Here is a 21,130-nt window from a genome sequence, read left to right on the forward strand (position 1 = left end):
GCGCCGACTCCTAAACATCCGCGCGGTCGCGGCGCAGTAGGCGATCGAAGGGGGCGGTGGGCGGCTTGTGTCTCGGTCTCGGTTCTATTGCCTCCAGCGCTCTCAACCGCCACCGATCACGCGGTCAGCGGCATTATCGCTCACTCTCGTCAACTATTGCCAGCATTTCGGGCGGCGTTCGGCGAGCTCGACGAGCGCGAAGCTCGGTACCACAGAAAAGTTCCGCAGCTCCCTCCTGAGTTGCGTCCGGTATGACCAGCCAGTAATACCTATGTCGCACCTCATATCCCGTCCAGTCTCCTATCGCCGCTGGAGAACGATGGTTAGCGCGGCTGCGACGAACGGGGAGTGTTCCCGGCGCGAGCCGGTAGCCAGTGACTATTCCGCCGAAGTCGGTTACGTGTCGCGATTGCCCTGGAGTCTGGAAAGTATTCTCAGTGACTGATCAAGTTCAGCTCGGTGGACATCGGGCCGAGTCTTCACCAGTTCGCGTCGGATGATGACGGCTTCTGTAATCGCGGCCAGCGCGTCCTCTAGCCGACCCAGGACTTCCAAAACGACGGCGAGGTCGTTCAGGCTCCCGGCGAACTCGCGGCGGAACCTCTCGGGGCGCGTTCTAGCCAACCGACGTCGGATGGTGACGGCTTCGGTGACCGCGTCTAGCGCTTCCGCCGACCGATCCAAGACTAGCAACGGGAAAACGAGATTGTTGAGGTTCCCGGCGAGTTCGGAGAGGAAGGCGTCCGGACGTGCCTCAGCCAGTTGCCGGTAGATCTCGACGACTTCAATGGTCGCGGCCAGGGCATCCTCCCGCCGACCCAAAGCCTCCAACTGGCTAGAGAGGCTTCCCAGACTGATAGCGAGGTCGGGGAGGAAGGCGTCCGGACGCTCCTCAGCCCGTTGTCTCAGTATCTGGACAACTTCAGTGGTCGCAGCCAGCGCGTCTTGCCCCAGCGCACCTTGCCGCCGACCCAGCCGATCCAAGTTCAGCAACTGCATTGAGTGGTTGCCCAGGGTCATGACGAAGTTGTGGAGCAAGGCGTCCTGGCCCGCCTTGCCATTAACCAGTCGTCGATAGATCTGGATGGCTTGAGCGCTCGCCGTCAGCGCATCCTCCCGCCGACCCAAGTCCCCCAATATGGCAGCGTAATTGCTCAGGCTCCCGGCAACGTTGGAGAGATAAGCGTCCGGACGTGCGTTAGCCAATCGTTTAAAGATCTGGAGGGACTCGCTGATTGCGGCCAGGGCGTCCTCCCATCGACCCACAGCCTCTAACAAGTTGGAGTGGTTACCTAGGCTCATTGCGAGGTTGTACAGCGAGGGGTCACGGCTGGGCAGGGAGTCGGCGTCCTCGCCTTTGGCCAGCCGTCGGAAGATCTCGACGGCCTCGGTGCTCGCGGCCAGCGCTTCCTCCCGCCGACCCAAATCCGCCAACCATAGAGCGCGTCGAGCCAGGTTCGAGGCAACGTCGGGTCGAGACCACTCCGCACGCAAGCCGTGCGACTCAGCGACTTTGTTCGTGATCCCGATGGTCTCGTTGATGAATTGGGTTCTGTCGACGCCTAATATGTCCAATTTCCGCACAGCGTCGACATCGGGCTCCTCCGGCTGGCACCGGGCGTTCAGCACATCGAAGAGTTCCGCTGCGGTTTCGGCCCAGAGCAGGCTGGACTTGGGCAGAGCATCGGCTACACTCGCCAGGCTGGCGGTCGGAGTGGCCGGATCGTGCACGAAGTATTTCAGCCCATGTACCAGCGGCTTGGGTACCTCCAGTCCGGGTGCCACCTCCAATGCGGCCACCGCCACGGTCGTGGGATGCTTCTTGAACATTCGCGCCAGCATCTCGCCGACGGGGTCGCCGAGGCCGGGGTGTGCCGCGGCTCGGGCGCACACGCTCACCCACCTGGTCGCGTCCTCGCCGTCGACGTCGGCGGCCAGGGTTTCGGCGATTGAGGTCGCAGGGTGGTCGGCGATGAGGGTGCCGATCAGGTGCTCGGCCAGCCGGTCGGGTTCCAGTTGGCCGAATGCGTACGGACTGGCGGCCGGGTACAGACCGGCCAACCACTCCCGGACCCGACGGCGTCGATCCCGATCGGACAGTCCGGGGATCCGAGCCAACCAGTCGTTGGCCAGCGTCGGTGCTGGGGGCGGCAGCAAGACGGTGGCGGCGATGGCATCGGTCAACGTGCCCATACCCAGGTCCGGGAAAATCTTGGCGGCTTCGGCGGTGTTCTTCCAGTAGCGGCGTTCATGGCGTAACACTCGCTCCTCCGGGCTCTCACCATGCCCGGCGCCACGCCCACCTGCCGCTACTTCTAGTGGATTATCTTGGGGCACAATTGGTTCGGCAGTGTCGTCCAGTAGATCGGCCAGGGCCGTCATCTGGATCGCCAGCACCGTCCACGCCGCCGTTGTGGACGGCAGGGGTCGATCAGCAAGCGCCTGGGCTCGTGCCGGCCAGTCGGTGTCGGCGTGTCCTGGCAGACGGGCCAATTCGTCGGCGAACGCGGCCACCGCCGCCCGGTAGCCGTCCCGGCGGTCGATGTCGGCGGCATCAAGCACCGGCAGCTCCGTCACGGTGGCGGCGTTCAGCAGTATGGTCACCGCGTCGCTGGCGTCGGCGAGCTGGTTCCACCAGTCCCCGGCGGTGCGGGCCAACACCAGCACCTTCACCGACGGCGACCGAGGGGTGGCGGCCAGCGCCGTTAATAGTGCGGCCAACTGGCTGGGGCGGGACTCGGCATAGTCCACCACGACCAGCACCGGCACTACCGTGTCCGCGATCACCGTCAGGTCCTTGGCTTCGTGGTTCAGCCACAGCACGAATTGGCCCTGTGCACCGAGGTGAGCGAATTTCTCGCCGAAGTGGCGGGCAAGGCGGGTCTTGCCCTGGCCTCCGGGACCATGCACCAACCACATCCCGAGGCCCGGCTGCTCGGCCCATTTCCGCAAATCCTTCAGCAGTTCGTTGCGGCCGCGGAAGCCGACGACGGCCCGCCGCGCGGTCAGCAGCGCCGCCGGAGAGACATCTGCGGCTTGCACGTGAAGACCGGTTTCCTCGGTGGCCAGACCCGCTAACTCCGCGGCCTCGATTACCGTCGCCGGGCCGTAGCTGTCCAGGACAGCACGAAACTGCGAATCATGGTGCAGCACATAGGAAGGCACGACTTCCAACGCCGAATGCTCGAACGCGGCGGGGTCGGCCGCAACCACCCCGATCAGCAACTTACCGCTGAACACCGCCGCCCCCGACAACCCACCCCACGGGGAATGACCATCCCGGCCAGTGGCAGGTGGGTGCCCCTCGAGGCGGATCAAGAACCGGTCGCCGACCATCCCGTCGCCGGGGTTGAGCTTGCCGGTTAGTTGCGCGGTGTCCATCGGGTGACCGGCACGCTGCGTCACGTTGGGCACACCCCAGCACTCGCACGGGAGTCCGGGCCGGTGGGTCACCGACGTACCCCGCCGAGCTGCGCCCTCCACCGGCGTCCACTCTGGATCGTCGATCTCGACCAAGGCCGCATCGTCGCGGCCGCCGGGTGTGCCGCGCCATACCACGTGACCCACGAACTGACCCGCGCGACCGGGCCGAAACACCATGGCCACTGCGCCGTATGCGTCGACCACATGGGCTGAGGTCAGCACGAGCCGAGGCGCCACCACATATCCTGAGCCTCGCCCGCCCGCGCCAGTGACCCCCGTCAGCCGCTCTCGCTCCACCCCGAGTCCGTTTCATCGTCTATTCGCGACATTTTCATCCCTACTCGTGACATTGCCGTCACGGTGGGGGTGCTCAGCGGCCGATCGTGTCCGAGACGTCACCGGGCCCGTCCGTTTGAGCCGGATCACCGGACACCAGCAAGCGGCCACCGTCGGGACCGGCCGGCGTCAAGGTCACCGACACCCGATGCGTCCGGGCCCGGGAGAGGCCACCCTCGGCGTCGCCGAAGACCACCCACGCCTTGAACCCCGCCTTCGCCTTGGCGTCCCGACGCAGCTCCACGGCGAACTCGAGCTGGATCGGGCCGACCAGAAACTCCACCCGCTGCCCGATCCCCCGCGCCGCCGCGTGCAGCAATTCCTCACGCACCGCCGCGACCGCGTCCGCCAACTCGATCTCCATGCTCACCCCATCGTTACGTCGAACACAAACCGCCATATCGCAGGCATGAACATACGCCGGATCGGCAACGGCCGCATCGGCGAAATCACCACGGAACGTTGACGACTGGGCTCGCTGCGGCGGTCAGGATCAAACTGGGCCTAGTAGTCGCGGAGCCCCGGCTCCTCCGCAACACAACTGACCCGGTGAGGCAGCTGACGGGAACCCAGTAACGCACTGAGGTCGCCCATGAGGGCCGAGGTGAGGGAGACGCGGAGAGTTTCGGCGACCGCGGGCAGGACGACCGTGACATCGACCATCGTCGTACAGGACATGAACCATGCCGAGAAACACCGTTTCGGTGACGATGCAGACGAAACGCTGTACAGGCTGTGCGCCGGGCAGCCCGACACCAGTTTGGTACGGGGTATCTACTATCTACCGGTACGGCGACACCATGTTCAACCGGTACCAGCTCGGCTTGATCCTGGACCAGATCGAGGGGATCGGGTACGGACCGATGCCGAACGGCAGGCTGTCGACCTGCTGAGGCGAGCGGCGTCGACCGCGCTTCGCGCCAACGGATATCTCCTGTTCCTCGGCGACTGACGGGTAGGACTGATCAGATATCGGGCGAGCGTGCAGCGTGGGCGACGGATCGCATTGCGTCAGCAGACTCCCGCCCGCGTCGGCCGCAACACCGCGCTGATGGCAACCGCGGCCGCCGTGCCCGCCATGGTGCTCAGCGACCTGGTCGGGCTGTCGATCACCGGCGCAGTCCGATGGACCGAGCTCGCCGGCGCCGACTGGAATACCCACGCTGCAAGCCGGTTTTCACCGAGTGATACTTGCCATCCGCAAGCCTGGCCAGCACTTGTTTTTTTCAAAGGGTGAAATTCATTCAGCCTCCTTCCTCTATCGGCTGTTCCTCGGTCTTCCCCTCCTACTTTCAGACCGAGAAATCTATTTTCAATATTTCCGGCCGGTATCCGCTTTGACTTCCCGCCTCTATCAGGGCCTGCCACACAGCATGCTTGCGCGGGGGCAGTCCTCACGGTTACTGGCCCAATGTCGCTGCATCTCCCGTCAACAGGGCGTCCGGAGGCTCGTGGCTCCCGTCCGGCCGCGACAGGATCTGGGCGAGGACTTCACTCGTCTGGTGTTCGGAGTCGCGGTCGGCGCGCAGGTGCAGGTCGGCCGCGAATTCTCCTGACCCACAGTGGAATTCACGGACCACGGAAGGCGCCGGGCCCCGCATTCGAAAGGGTTCTCTGTCGGTAATCGGTCCCTGCCTTACTTGTCTCGAGCCGAAAGCTTGTCTCGCACATTAGGTTGCGCCGCCGTCGGGTCTCTACCGTTTTCCTGCCCATTCGCAGTCACTTTCTGCCCGCCACGAACGCCGCACGAGCAGCCGACAGCCTGGCCCGGATCTTTCGCGACCCGTTGCAGCTGCTGTGGCGGCCAAATGGGCATCGCCGTCTTCCGGTTCAGCCGCACGGGAAGTGAGCAGCGGCAAGCGTGCGCCTGTGCGCGGCTCTTGCGGACGGCGCTGCTGGGCCGGCACGTTCCACAATGACCGACCACACTGCCGAGTTGTCTGTCGTCACGGCTCGGGCGCCTGCCGTTTCCCTTGTAAGCTTCTGGTCAGTTTGGAGCCTGCGGCAGTGTGCGACGGGGGTCGGTGTGACCGATGCGGAATACCAGAAAGAGACCTTCTCGACCGATGATGACGACCCGGCGGCGTCGTGGCATGAGTACCTCCATCACCGGCAGGGATCGGTTGGGCTGAGGTTCCGCGCCGACGAGTTCAGCTCCAAAGCGTTTGCCCAGAACGTCGGCCAATTCCAGATCGTCGAGTTCACCTCCACCTCGCTCGACTACCAGCGCTCTCAGCGCAATGTGCGAAACGACGGCGACAACAGCTATCGCCTACTCGTCCCGCTGCAAGGGCATTTCGAGTTCGAACAAGGCGATTCCAGGGAAATCTTCCACCCTGGCAAAATCGGCTTTTTCCATTGGGGCCGCCCGCTGTGGATGACGCACGACGAGACCATCAGCGCGTTGATCATGACCGTCCCCGAAAAATCGATCGATCTCGCACGCGCTGCAGCTGCCCCGCTCGCGCTGGATGAGAAGCGTCCCTTGGTGCACGCGCTGGAGACACAGGTTCGACTGCTCGTCGAGGCCAAGGGCTGGACGGCAGCAGATTTCAGCGTCGCATTTTCCAGCGCGCTCGCGCTGCTCGATGGGGCACTCAACCCCTCCCCAGCTATCAAATTCGGCAAGCGCGCGACAGACGCTGAACGCGCACGACGTCTGATCGAAGATCACGCGAACGATCCCCGGGTGACGCCGGAGACCATTGCCGCGATGTTGGGCATCGGCGAGCGAACGCTGTACAAAGTGCTGAAGAGTGCCGAGTACCCCTCACCGGGTGCGATGCTGCGCGCGATCCGCGTCGAGCGCGCGCATCGGCGATTGTCCACTGCGCTGCCAGTAGACATGGACAGGATCGCCTTCGAGGAGGGTTTTCCCAGCACACGCAGGTTCCGAGAAGCCTATCGAGAGCGCTACGGGCAAACCCCGGCCCAGATGCGCGAACAGCTATTCGGTACCAGCACCGCGGGATAGCCGGTCGCTACGATCACCAGCCCCCACCCGAAAGCCGCAGGTCATCCCCGTTCCCATGTTCGATGTGCCCCGCCCAGGGCACCATCAAGTTGGGGCCGATTGCCCGACTTCCGCAGGGCCCCACGATCCCTCAAACGGCATACGTACCCACGATGACCAGGCGTTTTTCATTTGCCCATGTTTTGCGTGTCCTACCGAGGGCACAAACTTGCGACAGCTTTTCACAGGCCAGGGCGGTTTTTGCCGTCACAGGTTCGAATCCTCATGGCACTGTTCGTTGTTCACACACGATTTCGAGTACCCGGCCAAGATGACCTCGGCCGGTTGATCTTCAAACCTGCCCGATGGCCGCTTTGAACCGCGCGCCCAGCGGCATGTCAGTTCATGTCGAGATGTCATGCCCCCGAGGCCATGCACTGGCAGATACCCAATGATGGGAAGTTGATCGAGGCCCGGACCCCTAACCTCGGGACGAGACCGCGCCGGTCCCATCCATCATCGAAATCGAACGTCTCCGCGTTCCTCCAGAGGTTGTTGTATGACTCGCACTACGCCGCCACGTCCGGTCGATCTCGTGGCCGTCTTTCCTGAGCTGGCGCCACTGGCCCGCACCGCGACTCGGTTGCACCCCCGTCCGGGAACACCATCGGCGCACGACAGTTCGATCGGGGGGCCACTGTTGTGGCCGGCGAGCGAGCCATGGCCGTACTGCCACGCTGAGGACCACGACTTGGAACCGGAGTCCGACGGTTCGATTGCGATGGTGCCGGTCGCGCAGTTGTACGTCCGTGACGTGCCCGGTTTGTCTCCGCCCGAGGGGGCGGACCTGCTGCAAGTGTTGTGGTGCCCCTTCGAGCACGACGACGATGGTATGCCCAAGACCGCACTGTTCTGGCGGTCGTCAGCGGCGATCACCGACGTTCTGATGGATCCTCCGGAACCCGCGGAGTACGAGGAAGACCTGGTGCCCGAACCGTGCATGATCGATCCGGAACAAGTGATCGAATACCCGCACTCAGGGGAGCTCGAGGGGGAGCTTCGGCAACGAGTGGACTGGTGGACCATGGCCCAGATTCCCGGAGTCGAGTTCGGCGGTCTTGAAGACGACGATCACCCTTACAACTTCTTGTGTATCGCACCCGGATGGAAGATCGGCGGCTTTATCAGATGGGGCATGCAAGATCCCTATCCGAACCCTTGCCCCACCTGCGGCACCCCGACCGAGCCGCTACTGACGATCGCCAGCGACGAGTGGCAATCTGACATCCACCACTGGATCCCACACGAGGACCAGGCTGCCAACATCTCGTGGGGTGCTGTACAAGGCGGCCCGAGCATGCCGACCCAGATCTCTGTCTCCGACAACAACAACCAGATCATCCGAATCTGCCCGACATCACATGAGCACCCACACATCCAGATGATGCAATAACCAGTTACGCGACGAACGACCAGCTCCACGATCACCGCACAACCGCTCATCGGCTAGTTAGAGACTGGTGTGTAGACCGGATCCCGGCCAGGATTCGGTTTAGGTGCCCGGTGGGGTGCTCTCTCATGCGGCTGCCCACCGTCTGGTTTGGTGTGGCTCTCTAATTGGCTTGCCTCCCAACATGGTCAGGGGCACCGACTCGATGGGAACTGGAGCGTGAGTGAGGATCAGCCTGCCATGGCGGGCCTGGGAGAAGTGCTGTCGTGCATCGGGCCGACCTGCGGGGACACCGTCAACTGGAGTGCGGCGGAGAAGATCTACGAAACTGCTTTCCCGGCCGACTATCGGTCCTTCGTGGCAGCCTTCGGCAGCGGCACGATCGAGGAGATGGTCGTCGTCTTCACCCCTGTCGTCTCCTCGGAGGAGGTGCGGATGGTGAAGGTATCGAGGCTCTCGGAGGCAGCGCTCGCGGACGAGGGGGTCAACGAGTGGGCTCCCGCCGACAGGGGCCGGTATCGGCTGGAGGACCTGCTCATCTGGGGCGGAACAGCTGCGGCCGACACTCTGTGCTGGATCACGACGGACCAGGACCCGGATCGATGGCCGGTCGCGGTGTACTCGCGCATGAACCACGAGTGGTCGGTGTACCCGTGCGGAATGGCCGAGTTCCTGTTGAAACTCGTGCGCAATGAGTGGCATCCAGGGCCGATCAGCGACACCTCGCTCGAGGGCGTGGCGGACCCGCGTTTCCTGCACGACAAGGACGAGGCAGCCGCATACGAGGCGGGGCTCGGCCCCTGGGAGTACTGATCCGCACGACCTGCTCAATCCCGCTCGGAGAACTTCGTCTGGTAGCGATTCGCCACCCGAACGCGCATCGGCAGTAGCGCACGTTCCAGTTGGCGGTGATGTGGTTGAGGTGTAACCGATTTCGTCCCGGAGAGGCTGCGGAGCTGGATTTGCCAAGTCCAGATCAATCGGGGTGAGGTCGAAAGGGCCAGATTGTCCGGGGAGCAGAAACGCAAGATCGCCGAGGTCGAGTAGACAGCCGAGATCCTTTCGGCGGCAACACATAGCCTTTTCGACCGTACAGTGAACGGATGAGCATCGTCTCGGAGTACGAGAAACTGATCGCCGACCAGACTCGCCTGCTGGGGTCCGATCATCCCGACACCTTGACCACTCTGCGTCGGCTCGCCGAGTTCCGTTTCGACTGCCGCGATTACGCGGGCGCGGTCGACGACTATGGGCAACTGCACACGGCACGGGCACGTGTCCACGGAGCCGACCACCCGGATACGCTGAATGCGTTGTACAACCTCGCCAGCCTCCCGTGCGATGACAGGCGACCTCGCCACCGCGACCGCCGACTATCAGCAGGTGTATGACTTGCGAACACGCGTGCTCGGCGCCGACAACCCAGACACGCTCCGAGCGCTCGGCGCTCCCGCCAGCTGTCGAGCAGACGCCGACGACCACGAAGGCGCCGCCGCCGACTACCAGCGACTGCTCGATGCACGAACCCGCGTGCTCGGCTCGGAGCACGAAGAAACCCTGCGCACCCGCGGAGACCTGATCTACCAGCAAAGCCGGTCGATTCCAGATCAACAGCGAACGCTGGGATAGCGCACTCTCGCCGGTCGGGCGATCAGATCCGGGTAGGCACCCACGATGATCAGCCGTTTCCCGGTTGCCCATGTTTTGCGTGTCCTGCCGAGGGCACCAACCTGCGACAGACGTTTCCACAGGTCAAAGCGATTTCCGGTGCCGTACCACTCCAAGTAGGCCCAGCGTTGGCAGTAAAACCCCAGGTGAGATGACGCAGGTTCGTGCCTGAGTCACCAACCTGCGACAAAGTTCCCGGCTCGACAGGATTCTGTATGGGAGTTCGCAGCGGGCATGGACGTGGTTCTGTCCCGATGACCGACTCACCGTCTGATAGGTGGGTGGGCAATTCGATCAGCTCAGCTCGGGCGCTGCCGGATCGATGCCGTCAGCGAACGCCCCAGCTCGTCGCTGGGAGCGCGCCCATGGCGCCAGGGCTATCTGAGTTACACCAGTCACTCAGCGGCACGCGCCCAGGCATCTCGAACCGCGGCCAGCGCGATCTCGGCGCTGATCGTCAATCGTGTCTGCCCGGCCAACTGTGCGTTCCAGTGGTCTTCATCCGGTGCACGATCGAACAATTGTGGGGCGGGGAGCCGGTTGGTCGGGCCGTACTTCCGGTACAACGCTCCCGCAGCGCCGTCGATCGCGCCGATGTCGTTCAGCGCCCAAAGATCCCACAGGTCGCGTGATGCGCGACGGTCGTGCCATGTTGCGGTCTTCCCTGCAACAAAAGCTGGCAATGTGGGCACGAGAAGTTCGGCTGGTGGCACGTCGCTGTACCGCTGCTCGAGATCGCGGAGTTCAGTCGGCCACACCGATCTGCCACGTGCCGACAGCAACTGGACCTTGACAGACACACCGGATGCGGAGCGAAGATGGGCGGCCCCGGTATCCGGGACATTGCTCAACGACGGTGCCCATTCCAGCCGACCGTAGCTCCGCGCGACCGATCGCGGCAAAGCAGCGTCGAGTTCAGCTGCCAGTACCGCTCGGTTGTCCAACGCAAGCAGATCGATGTCTTCGCTGAGCCTGCCGCTCACCAGATGCGTACGGGCAAGGGCAGTTCCGCCGATGAAGTGCAATCGGTCACCGAACCCTCGGCTGATTGCCGCTAGCAGATGGGAGATCAGATGATCGCGCTCAACCTGCTCCGGGGAAACTCCGAATTGAATTGCGACACTGTCACGTTCGTCGATGCTCATACTCCGCCCCAACTTTCCGCACGTCGAAGCGCCACACCCAGACGCTGCTCAGTAGCGAGCTGTGCGAGCCTCGCCGAATCACACCGGCGGTAGAGCGTCTCGATCGCCGAACGAACCTCGGCCTCGGCATTGCCCAGCTCCGGGCGCCGGGCAAGATCGAGCACCGTCTGTTCCGGAGTAGTGACCAGCGCTGGACCCAGTGAAGTTTCGATACGCTCGGCGTCGAGAGCGTCGGTATTTCGGCGGACGAATCGAACCCGTGCCGAACGGTCGGTCAGTGCGATCGGCCGATGCTGACTCGGAACCGCGACAACCGCGGTCGCCAATGCACGAGGTATGGCTCCCAGCAGGCGGGCCGCGCTGATGCCCATGACGACGATCTGATCCGCCCCGTAAATCGACGACGCGATACCCCCGGCCGCCGCCTCGAGACCGGGCAGCCAGGTCCGGCCGACATAGTCCGGTGGGACGATGATGTAGTAGCCGTGAGCGACGCGGTGCAGCACTCCCCGATCGACGAGCCGCGCGATCTCGGGCCCCGGTTGGACGTAGATGTCGGCCAAGTCCTGGGGCCGCACAGTTCGAAGCGGTGCCCGCCAGAGCTCACTGGGCAGCGGTGTACTGCGATGCCCGGCCACCAGCATCACCTCCGGAACTATGCATATTGTTGGCTATTACCCAATGAAATGCATACTACCGTAGGAAATGGCCACTGCCTCGTCCACCGCCCGGATTTGTCGGCGGCCCGGGGTTGCCAACGGACACTGCGCGATCGGCAGCGCTCAGACCGGGTACACCTCCACGGCGACCAGGCGTTTCTCAGTTGCCCATGTTTTGCCTGCCCTGCCGAGGGCACACGCCTGCACCTCGCCCGAACTAGCGGCATGATCAACACAGCCAACCTGTCCGGAGAAGTGGACAGGCAGATGTCCCGCTAGCTTGCTTGGAGACACAGTGAACGCATACTCGCCCGTCGCGGAACTGAACCTGTTGAAGGAACTGCAAGACCGGCTCGGCTTCGAAAATTACGCCGACGGATTCGGGCTTACGGATTTCGGGGACGTCTCCGGGCTGGTGGCGGGCTGGTCGAAGGACCCGGAGTTCACCGACCGGCTGATCCCCTTCGCGCAGGCCAACGGTTCCGGCTCGTTCTACGCGCTCTGGCGGCTCGACGAGGAGGCCGATCCAGCCACCCTGCCGGTGGTCGTCTTCGGAGATGAAGGCGGGGAACACGTTGTCGCCCGCCACGTGCGGGAGTTATTTCAGCTTCTCGGTTTCGACTCGGAGATACACGTCGACTCGGAAGAAGCCTACTTTTACCGCAGCGCCGACGAGCCATACAGCGACGGTCACGACGAGTATGTAGCCTGGCTCGACCAGCAGTTCGGCCTGACGGTGACAGAGGACCCCTCAGCAGTCCTCGCGACAGCGCAGGCGGCGATGGCCCAGCGGTTCAACGACTGGGTCAGGCCTTTTCTCCTTTGAGTAGCTCGTTTCCGGGCTTGCAGCCGATACCTCGCTTCTGACCAGCCCGTGCGTGGTAGTCAAGGAACTCCTGGTACAGCAATCACTGCTCTACCAGGAGTTCCCTGAAATCTCGAGCGTCACATACCCAACAACGGAGTTCTCAGACGCTCACTCAGATGCACCAGACGACACTGCCGAGGGGGAAACATATCGCAGCTGATCCGAATGATCCTCCCCCCTGGACCGGAGTGACGGAGGGCGACGGAGGCGCCGCGGCAGCCGAATCGGCAGTGGCTGCGGGCGCCGCGAGGACGAACAGGGGCGCGGCGATAACAGTCGCGGCTAGGGTTTTGACGATCTTGCTGGACATTTTGCTTCCTTACGACGAGCGTTATGACGTCCGCGTAGTAGGCCGCGCTGCCGAGCTACCGGACTGGGCTGCGAGTGCGTTGCGTGCCGAATCGACTGTGCGACACGCGATTCGCTCCTTGGTGAAGTACATGATGCGTCCCGACAGGAACGCGCATTCCGGCGCTGGCCGACAGCTGCAGCATCGACCGAACCGGACAGGACGTCATTTGGTACCGCGGAAGGCGTCAACAACAGCATACCGCTGGCTACCTGACGATTCGGCCGGAGAAAGAAAATTTAGAAGATAACTATCCTGTTAAGTGAGCGTCTGAGAACTGTGTCAGGTGCGGGCGAGTCGGCGATCATGGCGATGTAGACGATGGCTTCGTCGTGATCGGGTCGGGTTTCGTAGTCGCGGACGCAGCATCGTTCCGCGATACGCCAATTTCCGGCACGCGCAGGGCAACCGCGAGTTCGGCTGACCCGAAACACCCGCTCGGACAAGCCGTTACGTCCGCCCAGTGTCGTCGACGAAGGCGCGTCAGTGGTGGTGGTCGTGCCGGCCGAGGGTCTGCACGAGTTGCGCCGGGGCGGGTCCACTGCGGCACGGGGCGGCTGGTCGGGTCCCAGGTCGCGTTCCGCCGCAGGGGCGGGAACCCCTCGGATCCCGCCCCTGCGGCTTTTGCGGTATCGGCCTGGGTATTACCGAGGCGTTTCCGTCCAGGTGACCGGCAGTTCGTGGACGCCGTAGATATTCATGTCGGTTCTGAGTTTCACCTCGTCGGCGGGGATGGTGAGTTCGAGGGTCGGGAAGCGGCGCAGGAGTCCGGCGAAACCGGCGCGCATCTCGATGCGGGCCAGTTGCTGGCCGAGGCATTGGTGGACGCCGTGGCCGAAGGACGTGTGACCGCGGGCCTTGCGGTGGATGTCCAGGGTGTCGGGGTTGTCGAAGCGCTGGGGGTCGTGGTTGGCGGCCAGCAGCGAGACAACGACGGTCGATCCCTTGCCGATCGTTTCCCCGCCGAGTTCGATGTCGTCGGTGGCGTAGCGATAGAAGATGTCGGCAACGGACAGGTAGCGCATGAGTTCCTCGACGGCATCGGGCAGCAGATCCGGGTCGGCGCGCAGTTCGGCCAGCTGCTCCGGATGCTCCAAGAGCGCGAAGGTGCCAAGTGCCAGCATGTTGGCGGTGGTCTCGTGGCCCGCGAGCAGCAGCAGGAAGGCGATGCCGACCAGCTCCTCGATGCTGAGGTCGTCATCGCGGGCCAGATCCGACAGTATGTCCTCGCCGGGTTCGGCGCGCTTGCGCGTGACCAATCCGGCCAGGTACGTGGTCATCGCGCCGTACGCGGCCATCTTCTCCTCCAGCGACTGGTCCCTGACCAGGAACTTGGCCGAGTTGACCTGGAAGGTCTCCCGGTCCGCATAGGGCACACCGAGCAGTTCGCAGATCACCAGCGAGGGCACCGGCAGTGCGTACTCCTTGACCAGGTCGACCGGTGGGGTCAGGCGCGCCAGCTCCTCGAGCTGCCGCTCGACGATGTCGATGATCCGCTCTTCGAGCTGCTTCACGCGTCTGACGGTGAAGGCGCCGGTCAGCTTGCGCCGCAGCCGGGTGTGGTCGGGCGGGTCCATGGCGATGAACAAGCCAGGCACCTGTGGGGACGGCTCGGTAGCCACGGGCATACCGGGGGTCTCGTACGGAATATGGACAACGCCGATGTCCTGGCGGGAGCTGAACCGGGTGTCGGCCATGAGTTTGCGGACCGCGTCGTAGCCGGTGACAAGCCAGCCCTCGTGACCATCGGGGAAGAGCATGGGACAGACCGGGCGGGCCTCGCGCAACCGGGTGATCGCGGCGGGCGGGTCGAAGGGGCCCGCGTCGCGCTCCATGGGAAGGCCGTGCGGGATGGGGTGACTCATCGGAATACCTTTCGTAGCGGCTATTGGACGACGGTGATCGCGCCGGACGGGCACAGCTGGACGGCCTCGCGCACGGCCGACTCCCGCTCGGGCGCGGGCGTGGACTCCAACGCCACCACTCGGCCGTCCTCAATGTCCTGGTCGAACACTCCGGGGGCGGTCAGTGCGCACATGCCGGCACTGATGCAGCGCTCGCGGTCAACCTTGATTTCCATTGGTTACCCCTGTTTCCACATAACCGGGAGGGAGCGCGCCGTAGCCGAGCGCTTCGGTGCGCAGCTCGATGCCAGCGGGGATCGCCTTGTCCCCGTACGCCTTTCGCGGCCCGCAAGCCGCAATTTCTGAACTGTTCACAGCAACACTGTCGCCAGCCCGGCTGATATCGACCTGACACCGAGCTGACACCGTGTTCGACCTGTTGGAGGTCCGATCTCGTTTCGGCTCTCCGCATTTCGCGTACCTGCCGAGCTCGGACCTCCCCCGGTCGCCTACTCTCCATGACCCGAGCCGACGGATCCGGGTGCGTCAGACGGCGGTGGCGTGGCGGATGATGATGTTGCCGTAGGAGTTGCGCGCGTAGACCTGCACGATGTCCTCGATGTCCCGCGAGCGACCGGCCGGTTCCATCAGGTTCTGGACGGTGCCGCTCAGGGCGTTGGTTTCCAGCCGCGCCGCGCTGCCCGGGTGGATACCCACCTCCAGTTCGCCCTTGGAGGTCTCCAGCCGCAGCACACCGCGCGAGGCTTCGCCGATGCGAATGTCGCCCATGGCGACTTTCGCGGTCACCGCACCGCGGGTGCGATCGAGGACGATGTCGCCGGCGGAGACCTCCACGTCGCAGTCGCCGAGTTCGCCGGTGCTCAGCACGCGGCCGACACCGGCGGTGGCCTTCAGGCGGGAACCGGTGGGCACCTCGATGGTCACCTCGATCGACGGGTTGCCGCCGAACGGGGTGTAGGTCCGCCAGTCCTTGGGCGTCTGCACGGTCAGGGTGCCACCGACGAAATCGACCCGGGTGTTCTCGGCGGCGCGAACGTCGCCCTTCTTGGACGCATCGGCCGGGCGGACCTCGACGACGGTGTCGGTTCGGTCGGAGGCGATCACGGTGACGTTGCCGGAGAGCATCTCGACGGCGACGGCGATCGGTTCCAGGGTCTCGAATGCGGGCATGGCTGGCTCCTTCAGTATCGGTTGGTGTGTGAACCGGGCGGCATTCCGTGGCCCGGAAGCCGCACTCGCTGTGCTGTTCACGTGGATTACTTTCGCCAGCCCGGCTGATATCGAGCTGACGCCGACCTGACACGGCGACCGACACGATGTTTGCCCTGGTCACAGCGGGTAAGGATGATGAACGGGCGGCCATTGGATCGCTTGCCCGGCAACTTGCTTCGCACAGGGCCCCGTCGCCGCCGCCGGAGCGGTTGTCCTGCGCGGGAAGGGCGACCCGGTGACCGCCGATCATCCACGGCAGAATGGTCCGGTGCAGATCGGGGTGCTAGGACCGCTGGAGATCCGAGTGGATGACGGCGGATTGATCGAGATATCTGGTTCTCGGCTGCGGGCGCTGTTGATCGCCCTCGCGCTCGAACCCGGTCGCGCGGTTCCGAAAACGCAGCTGGTCGACTGGGTTTGGGGTGAGCAGCCGCCCTCCGACGCGGCGAATGCCTTGCAGGCGCTGGTCTCCCGGCTGCGCCGGGCGCTGCCGGACGGGTCACTCGATGTGCAGGCCGGTGGATACCGGCTGGCGGTGCAACCCCGGGCTGTCGACGCCGTGCGGTTCGAACAGCTTCTCGACCAGGCCCGCGGCGGTACGGACCTGCAACGGGCACCGTTATTGCGCGAGGCACTCGAATTGTGGCGCGGTGCGCCCATGCAGGACGTCGACGTGCGCGAAAGCGCGGCCGTCGACGCGATGGTCACCCGGTTCGAGGGGCTGCACCTCGCCGCCCTGGAGGATCGATACGAAGCGGAGATCCGCCTCGGCCGGGGTCCGGAGCTGGTCGCCGAGCTGACCGAGGAGGTGGCCCGGAATCCGGTGCGGGAACGGCTCGTCGCCGCGCTGATGCGGGCGCTGGCCGCCGCGGGTCGCGGTGCCGAGGCACTGACCGTGTATCAGCGGGCCCGCGAAGCCCTCGCCGACGAGCTGGGTGTGGATCCCGCACCGGAGCTCTCCGCACTGCATGTCGCGCTACTGCGCGGCGAAGTGGGAGCACGGGAGGAAGACCGCAAGACGAACCTGCGGGCCGAACTGACCAGCTTCGTCGGCAAGTACCCCGATATCGCCGCGGTGCGCGAACTCATTGCGGGACACCGGCTCACGACCTTGACCGGGCCCGGCGGCTCCGGCAAAACCAGATTGGCGCTGGAAACCGCGCGGACCTTGCTCGACGACCTACCGGACGGGGCCTGGCTGGTGGAGTTGGCGTCCGTCGGCACCAACGGTGAAAAGGGGAGTGGGCCCGACGGGCAGGGGGGCGGGAAAAACCTCGCGCAATCGGCGCTCGCCGCGCTCGGGCTCCGGGACGCGCTGCTCGGCGGCGCACCGAACGCGGAACCGATGGAGCGGCTCATCGCGGCGATCCGCGAGCGCGAGACGCTGCTGATCCTGGACAACTGTGAGCACGTGATCGACGCCGCGGCGGCGTTCGCCCACCGGCTGCTCGGGGAATGTCAGCGGCTGCGGATCCTGGCGACGAGCAGGGAACCGCTCGGCATCACGGGTGAAGCGATATGGCAGGTCGAGCCGCTGGTGTCGCCCGCCGAGAACGCGGATCCCGCCGAGATCGAATCCTCCCCAGCCGTACAGCTGTTGCGGGACCGGGCCGGTGCGGTGCGCCGGGATCTCGCGATCGATGCCGACACCCTGTCCACCATGGCGCGCCTGTGCCGGGCGCTCGACGGGATACCGCTGGCGATCGAACTGGCGGCGGCCAGATTGCGCACCATGTCCCTCGATCAGCTCGCCAACCGCCTCGACGATCGGTTCCGCCTGCTGACCGGCGGCAGCCGCACCGCGATACCGCAGCATCGGACGCTGCGCGCGGTGGTCGACTGGAGCTGGGAGCTGCTCAGCGAGGCCGAACGCATGGTGCTGCGCAGGCTCGCGGTGTTCGCCGAGAGCGCGAGTCTGGAGGCGGCCGAACAGGTTTGCTCCGATGACACCGTGGAACAGTGGGAGGTGCTCGACCTGCTGACCGCGCTGACCGACAAATCGCTGCTGCGCATCGCATCCGACGACGGGCCGCGCTACCGCATGCTCGGCACCATCAAGCAGTACGCCCGCGACCGGCTCATGGAAGCGGGCGAAGCGGATTCGGCGCGCAGGGCGCATCTGGCGCACTTCACCGAACTCGCCGCGACCGCGGAGCCGCATCTGCGCCGTGCCGAGCAACTGGAGTGGCTCGCCGACCTCGAGGCGGAGCACGACAATATCGCGATCGCCATGCGCGGCGCGCTCGCGGCCGGTGACGCCGCCGAGGCGCTGCGGCTCGCGGCGGCCGCCGGCTGGTACTGGTGGCTGGGCGGGCACAAGGCCGAGGGCATGGATTTCGTTATCGCGGCCGCCGACCTGCCCGGTGAGGTGGACGACGAGACCCGAGCCACGGTGTACGGGATGGCCGTGCACTTCCTGAGCTCCGGGCGCAATGACGAAAACCAGCTGGCGGAATGGATCCACAAGGCGTACCGGTTCAGCGGCAAGACCGAGGGCCGCCATCCGACGCTGAGTTTCGTTGTCGCACTGGAACGTCTGCTGCACGGGCCGCAGGAGTACCTGCCCGCGTTCGAAGCACTGCTCACCAATGCGGATCCCTGGGTGCGGGCACTGGCGCGGCTGCAGCTGGGCAAGATGCGGATCGTGCTCGGCAAGGACACGCGGGAGGCGGAGGAGTTTCTGCGGACGGCGCTCACCGAGTTCCGGGCCATCGGTGAACGCTGGGGGATGTCCTTCGCACTGACCGAGCTGGCCGATCAGATGGCGGCGCGCGGTGAATTCGCTTCCGCCTGTGAACTTTTCGAGCAGGCGATCGCAGTGGTCACCGAGGTCGGCGCGATCGAGGACGTGGTCCGGATGCGGGGGCGGCAGGCTCAGTTGTACTGGCTGCTGGGTGATACCGCGGCGAGTGCGGCCGCGGTCGCCGACGCGCAGCGCTACGCGGATCGGACCGGCTGGGCGGCCGCGCTGGCCGAAGTGGCCCTGACCAGGGCCGAGCTGGCCCGCTGGAGCGGCGATACCGAGCAGGCCCACCGGCAGATCGGCGTCGCCACAACCAATCTGGGCAGCGACGCCGCGCACCCGCACAACAGCGCGGCGATCAATACCCTGCTCGGCTACCTGGCCGCGGATCTCGACGAAGCCCGGTCCCATCACGCCGCGGCCTTCCGGGCGGCATCCGAGGCCGGGCATGCTCTCCTGTTCGCCCACGTGCTCGTCGGCATCGCGGATCTGGCACTGCGCGCGGAGCAGACCGAGCAGGCCGTTCGGCTGCTCGCGGCGACCGCGGCGGTGCCGGGGCTGTCCGATCGTGCGCAGCCGGATTCGGAGCGCATAGCGCAGACAGCACGACGTCGCCTCGGTGCGGAGAGATTCACCGAGGCGACGAACGAGGGTGCGGAGGCGGACTGGCAGGAACTGGTCGCGACTACACTCGCTTGTTGAAAGTGGCACGCGACCACAGGAATCCGACGATGGCGAACCCGGCGGACCAGGCCAGCGCCGCGGCGGTGTAGCCGCCGGACGGGTCGCCGGTGAGAAACCCGCGCAGGGATTCGATGATCGGCGTGAAGGGCTGGTACTGCGCGAACTGCCGGATGCCCTGGCCCATCTGGTCGGCCGGGACGATCGCGCTGCTCAGGAAGGGCAGCATGATCAGCGGCACCACGCTCATGCCCGCGGATTCCGGGGTCTTGGCCGCCATGCCCAGCGCGACCGTGAGCCAGGACGCCGCGAACGAGGTCGCCACCATGACGCCGATCGCGCCGAGCCAGTCCACGGCGGTCGCGTCCGGCCGGAAGCCGAGTGCGAAGGCCACGCCGATGACCGCCGCAATGGCGACCAGGTTGGTCAGCATGGTGGCCACGACGTGGCCGATCAGAACGGCGCTGCGGGAGACGGACATGACCTTGAAGCGGTTGATGATGCCCTTGGCCATATCGGAACTCACCGAGACCGCGGTGCCCGACAGTCCATAGCTGATGGCGAGCAGGATCATGCCCGGCGTCGAGTAGTTGATGTACTTCTCGCCGACATTGAACGCGTTGCCGAAGACGTACACGAAGATCAGCATCATGACGACCGGCATCAGCGCGGCGTTGAAGATGGTGACCGGGGTCCGGGCGATGTGCTTGAAGTTGCGGCGCAGCATGGTCGACGAGTCGGCCAGCGCCGCGGAGAAGGTGCTGGGTGCGGTGATGGTGCTCATTGTTCGACAGCCTCCGTGGTGGGGTGCCCGGTCAGGGCGAAGAAAACGTCATCGAGATCAGGGGTGTGGATGGCGACCTCGTCGGCCTCGATCGAGTGCGCGGCGAGCCGGTCCAGCAGGTCGCGCAGGGATTTGGAACCGCCGTCGCCCGGCACCCGCAGGGCCTGGGCCTCGTCGTCCCGGGTGGAGCCGGGCAGGATCCGCGCCGCCGTCTCCAGTTCCGTGGCATCGGTGAATCGGAGCCGGATGTGGCTGCCGGGTACCCGGCGCTTGAGCTCCTCGGCAGTGCCTTCGGCGACGATGCGGCCCTGGTCGAGCACCGCGATCCGGTCGGCCAGCTGATCGGCTTCCTCGAGGTACTGGGTGGTGAGGAAGATCGTCACACCATCGGCCGTCAGTTCCCGGACGATTTCCCACATGGTGCGACGGCTGCGCGGATCCAGTCCCGTGGTCGGCTCGTCCAGGAAGACGATGTCCGGCTTGGTGACCAGCGTCATCGCCAGGTCCAGCTTCCGGCGCATGCCCCCGGAGTAGGTCGAGGCCAGCTTGCGCGCCGACTCCTCGAGATCGAATCGTGCCAGCAGTCCGCCGACCACCTGCTTGCGCTGGGCGCCCCGCATGCGGTGCAGATCCGCCATCAGGTGCAGGTTCTCCTCACCGGTCAGCAGATCGTCCACCGCGGCGAACTGACCGGTGACCCCGATCACCTTGCGCACCGCTTCGGGCTCGGCCGTGATGTCGTGCCCGGCGATGTACGCCGTGCCGCCGTCGGCCTTCTGCAGGGTGGTCAGCACGTTCACCGTCGTCGTCTTGCCCGCCCCGTTCGGACCGAGCAGGGAGAAGATCGTGCCTGCACCGATATTCAGATCGATGCCGTCGAGGATCGTCTTGTCCCCGTATGCCTTCCGCAGCCCGGAGGCTGCGATTGCTGCGTTGTTCATGTGAACACAGTCGCCAGCCCGGCTGATACCGACCTGATACCGACCTGACACGC

At 65.2% G+C, this 21,130-nt stretch carries 17 protein-coding genes; 8 read left to right on the forward strand and 9 right to left on the reverse strand.

Going from position 1 to position 21,130, the window contains the following annotated elements; translation table 11 throughout:
- Positions 1-396: 396 nt before the first annotated feature.
- Positions 397-3,645: a tetratricopeptide repeat protein gene (locus ACQP0C_RS37745; protein WP_433727994.1), complete on the reverse strand. Its 3,249-nt coding sequence runs from the start codon at positions 3,643-3,645 to the stop codon at positions 397-399.
- A gap of 148 nt (positions 3,646-3,793) precedes the next feature.
- A complete protein-coding gene (locus ACQP0C_RS37750) occupies positions 3,794-4,123 on the reverse strand; it encodes a trypco2 family protein (RefSeq protein ID WP_433727996.1) in 330 nt (109 codons plus the stop codon).
- Positions 4,124-4,765: 642 nt separating this feature from the next.
- Here ACQP0C_RS37750 and ACQP0C_RS37755 point away from each other — a divergent pair.
- The 6 genes from ACQP0C_RS37755 to ACQP0C_RS37780 all read left to right on the forward strand — a co-directional run bounded on the left by ACQP0C_RS37755 (position 4,766) and on the right by ACQP0C_RS37780 (position 9,791).
- The gene (locus ACQP0C_RS37755) at positions 4,766-4,996 is read left to right on the forward strand and encodes a hypothetical protein (protein ID WP_433727998.1); all 231 of its coding nucleotides are present in this window, start codon (positions 4,766-4,768) and stop codon (positions 4,994-4,996) included.
- Positions 4,997-5,785: 789 nt separating this feature from the next.
- Complete coding sequence (locus ACQP0C_RS37760; RefSeq protein WP_433728000.1) at positions 5,786-6,733, forward strand: helix-turn-helix domain-containing protein; 948 nt, start codon at positions 5,786-5,788, stop codon at positions 6,731-6,733.
- A gap of 730 nt (positions 6,734-7,463) precedes the next feature.
- Positions 7,464-8,165: a hypothetical protein gene (locus tag ACQP0C_RS37765; protein WP_433728002.1), complete on the forward strand. Its 702-nt coding sequence runs from the start codon at positions 7,464-7,466 to the stop codon at positions 8,163-8,165.
- A gap of 216 nt (positions 8,166-8,381) precedes the next feature.
- Positions 8,382-8,975, forward strand: a complete 594-nt coding sequence (locus tag ACQP0C_RS37770; RefSeq protein WP_433728004.1) for a hypothetical protein — start codon at positions 8,382-8,384, stop codon at positions 8,973-8,975.
- 290 nt (positions 8,976-9,265) lie between these two features.
- Positions 9,266-9,553: a tetratricopeptide repeat protein gene (locus tag ACQP0C_RS37775; protein WP_433728006.1), complete on the forward strand. Its 288-nt coding sequence runs from the start codon at positions 9,266-9,268 to the stop codon at positions 9,551-9,553.
- Positions 9,504-9,791: a tetratricopeptide repeat protein gene (locus ACQP0C_RS37780; RefSeq protein WP_433728008.1), complete on the forward strand. Its 288-nt coding sequence runs from the start codon at positions 9,504-9,506 to the stop codon at positions 9,789-9,791. The genes ACQP0C_RS37775 and ACQP0C_RS37780 overlap by 50 nt, the downstream gene beginning before the upstream one ends.
- 434 nt (positions 9,792-10,225) lie before the next feature.
- Here the strand turns inward: ACQP0C_RS37780 and ACQP0C_RS37785 are convergent, their stop codons facing one another.
- Positions 10,226-10,975 carry a nucleotidyl transferase AbiEii/AbiGii toxin family protein gene (locus ACQP0C_RS37785; protein WP_433728010.1) on the reverse strand — a complete coding sequence of 250 codons (750 nt, stop codon included), beginning with the start codon at positions 10,973-10,975 and terminating at the stop codon, positions 10,226-10,228.
- Positions 10,972-11,619 carry a type IV toxin-antitoxin system AbiEi family antitoxin domain-containing protein gene (locus tag ACQP0C_RS37790; protein ID WP_433734768.1) on the reverse strand — a complete coding sequence of 216 codons (648 nt, stop codon included), beginning with the start codon at positions 11,617-11,619 and terminating at the stop codon, positions 10,972-10,974. Before ACQP0C_RS37790 ends, ACQP0C_RS37785 begins: the two co-directional genes overlap by 4 nt.
- Positions 11,620-11,929: 310 nt before the next feature.
- Between ACQP0C_RS37790 and ACQP0C_RS37795 the strand changes: the two genes are divergently transcribed.
- Positions 11,930-12,460: a hypothetical protein gene (locus tag ACQP0C_RS37795; RefSeq protein WP_433728012.1), complete on the forward strand. Its 531-nt coding sequence runs from the start codon at positions 11,930-11,932 to the stop codon at positions 12,458-12,460.
- Between the two features lie 1,035 nt (positions 12,461-13,495).
- On the opposite strand, the gene ACQP0C_RS37800 is transcribed toward ACQP0C_RS37795, so the two are convergent.
- The 3 genes from ACQP0C_RS37800 to ACQP0C_RS37810 all read right to left on the reverse strand — a co-directional run bounded on the left by ACQP0C_RS37800 (position 13,496) and on the right by ACQP0C_RS37810 (position 15,886).
- Positions 13,496-14,716 carry a cytochrome P450 gene (locus ACQP0C_RS37800; protein WP_433728014.1) on the reverse strand — a complete coding sequence of 407 codons (1,221 nt, stop codon included), beginning with the start codon at positions 14,714-14,716 and terminating at the stop codon, positions 13,496-13,498.
- A 20-nt stretch (positions 14,717-14,736) separates the two neighbouring features.
- Positions 14,737-14,931 (reverse strand): ferredoxin, encoded by a 195-nt coding sequence (locus ACQP0C_RS37805; protein ID WP_433728016.1) that lies wholly within the window; start codon positions 14,929-14,931, stop codon positions 14,737-14,739.
- A gap of 310 nt (positions 14,932-15,241) precedes the next feature.
- Positions 15,242-15,886: a DUF4097 family beta strand repeat-containing protein gene (locus tag ACQP0C_RS37810; RefSeq protein ID WP_433728019.1), complete on the reverse strand. Its 645-nt coding sequence runs from the start codon at positions 15,884-15,886 to the stop codon at positions 15,242-15,244.
- 310 nt (positions 15,887-16,196) lie between these two features.
- Between ACQP0C_RS37810 and ACQP0C_RS37815 the strand changes: the two genes are divergently transcribed.
- Positions 16,197-19,373 (forward strand): BTAD domain-containing putative transcriptional regulator, encoded by a 3,177-nt coding sequence (locus tag ACQP0C_RS37815; protein ID WP_433728021.1) that lies wholly within the window; start codon positions 16,197-16,199, stop codon positions 19,371-19,373.
- Here the strand turns inward: ACQP0C_RS37815 and ACQP0C_RS37820 are convergent.
- Complete coding sequence (locus ACQP0C_RS37820; protein WP_433728023.1) at positions 19,357-20,136, reverse strand: ABC transporter permease; 780 nt, start codon at positions 20,134-20,136, stop codon at positions 19,357-19,359. The two genes, ACQP0C_RS37815 and ACQP0C_RS37820, sit on opposite strands and share 17 nt — an antisense overlap.
- Complete coding sequence (locus ACQP0C_RS37825; protein ID WP_433728026.1) at positions 20,133-21,077, reverse strand: ATP-binding cassette domain-containing protein; 945 nt, start codon at positions 21,075-21,077, stop codon at positions 20,133-20,135. Before ACQP0C_RS37825 ends, ACQP0C_RS37820 begins: the two co-directional genes overlap by 4 nt.
- Between the last annotated feature and the right edge of the window lie 53 nt (positions 21,078-21,130).

It is taken from the genome of Nocardia sp. CA-129566 (genome assembly GCF_050956075.1).
Classification (GTDB): Bacteria; Actinomycetota; Actinomycetes; order Mycobacteriales; family Mycobacteriaceae; genus Nocardia.

Coding starts and splice junctions, on each gene's coding strand:
- ACQP0C_RS37805 (WP_433728016.1), bottom strand. CDS start 14,931: ATGGAAATCAAGGTTGACCGCGAGCGCTGCATCAGTGCCGGCATGTGC.
- ACQP0C_RS37810 (WP_433728019.1), bottom strand. CDS start 15,886: ATGCCCGCATTCGAGACCCTGGAACCGATCGCCGTCGCCGTCGAGATG.
- ACQP0C_RS37775 (WP_433728006.1), top strand. CDS start 9,266: ATGAGCATCGTCTCGGAGTACGAGAAACTGATCGCCGACCAGACTCGC.
- ACQP0C_RS37750 (WP_433727996.1), bottom strand. CDS start 4,123: ATGGAGATCGAGTTGGCGGACGCGGTCGCGGCGGTGCGTGAGGAATTG.
- ACQP0C_RS37825 (WP_433728026.1), bottom strand. CDS start 21,077: ATGAACAACGCAGCAATCGCAGCCTCCGGGCTGCGGAAGGCATACGGG.
- ACQP0C_RS37820 (WP_433728023.1), bottom strand. CDS start 20,136: ATGAGCACCATCACCGCACCCAGCACCTTCTCCGCGGCGCTGGCCGAC.
- ACQP0C_RS37790 (WP_433734768.1), bottom strand. CDS start 11,619: ATGCTGGTGGCCGGGCATCGCAGTACACCGCTGCCCAGTGAGCTCTGG.
- ACQP0C_RS37780 (WP_433728008.1), top strand. CDS start 9,504: ATGACAGGCGACCTCGCCACCGCGACCGCCGACTATCAGCAGGTGTAT.
- ACQP0C_RS37785 (WP_433728010.1), bottom strand. CDS start 10,975: ATGAGCATCGACGAACGTGACAGTGTCGCAATTCAATTCGGAGTTTCC.
- ACQP0C_RS37800 (WP_433728014.1), bottom strand. CDS start 14,716: ATGAGTCACCCCATCCCGCACGGCCTTCCCATGGAGCGCGACGCGGGC.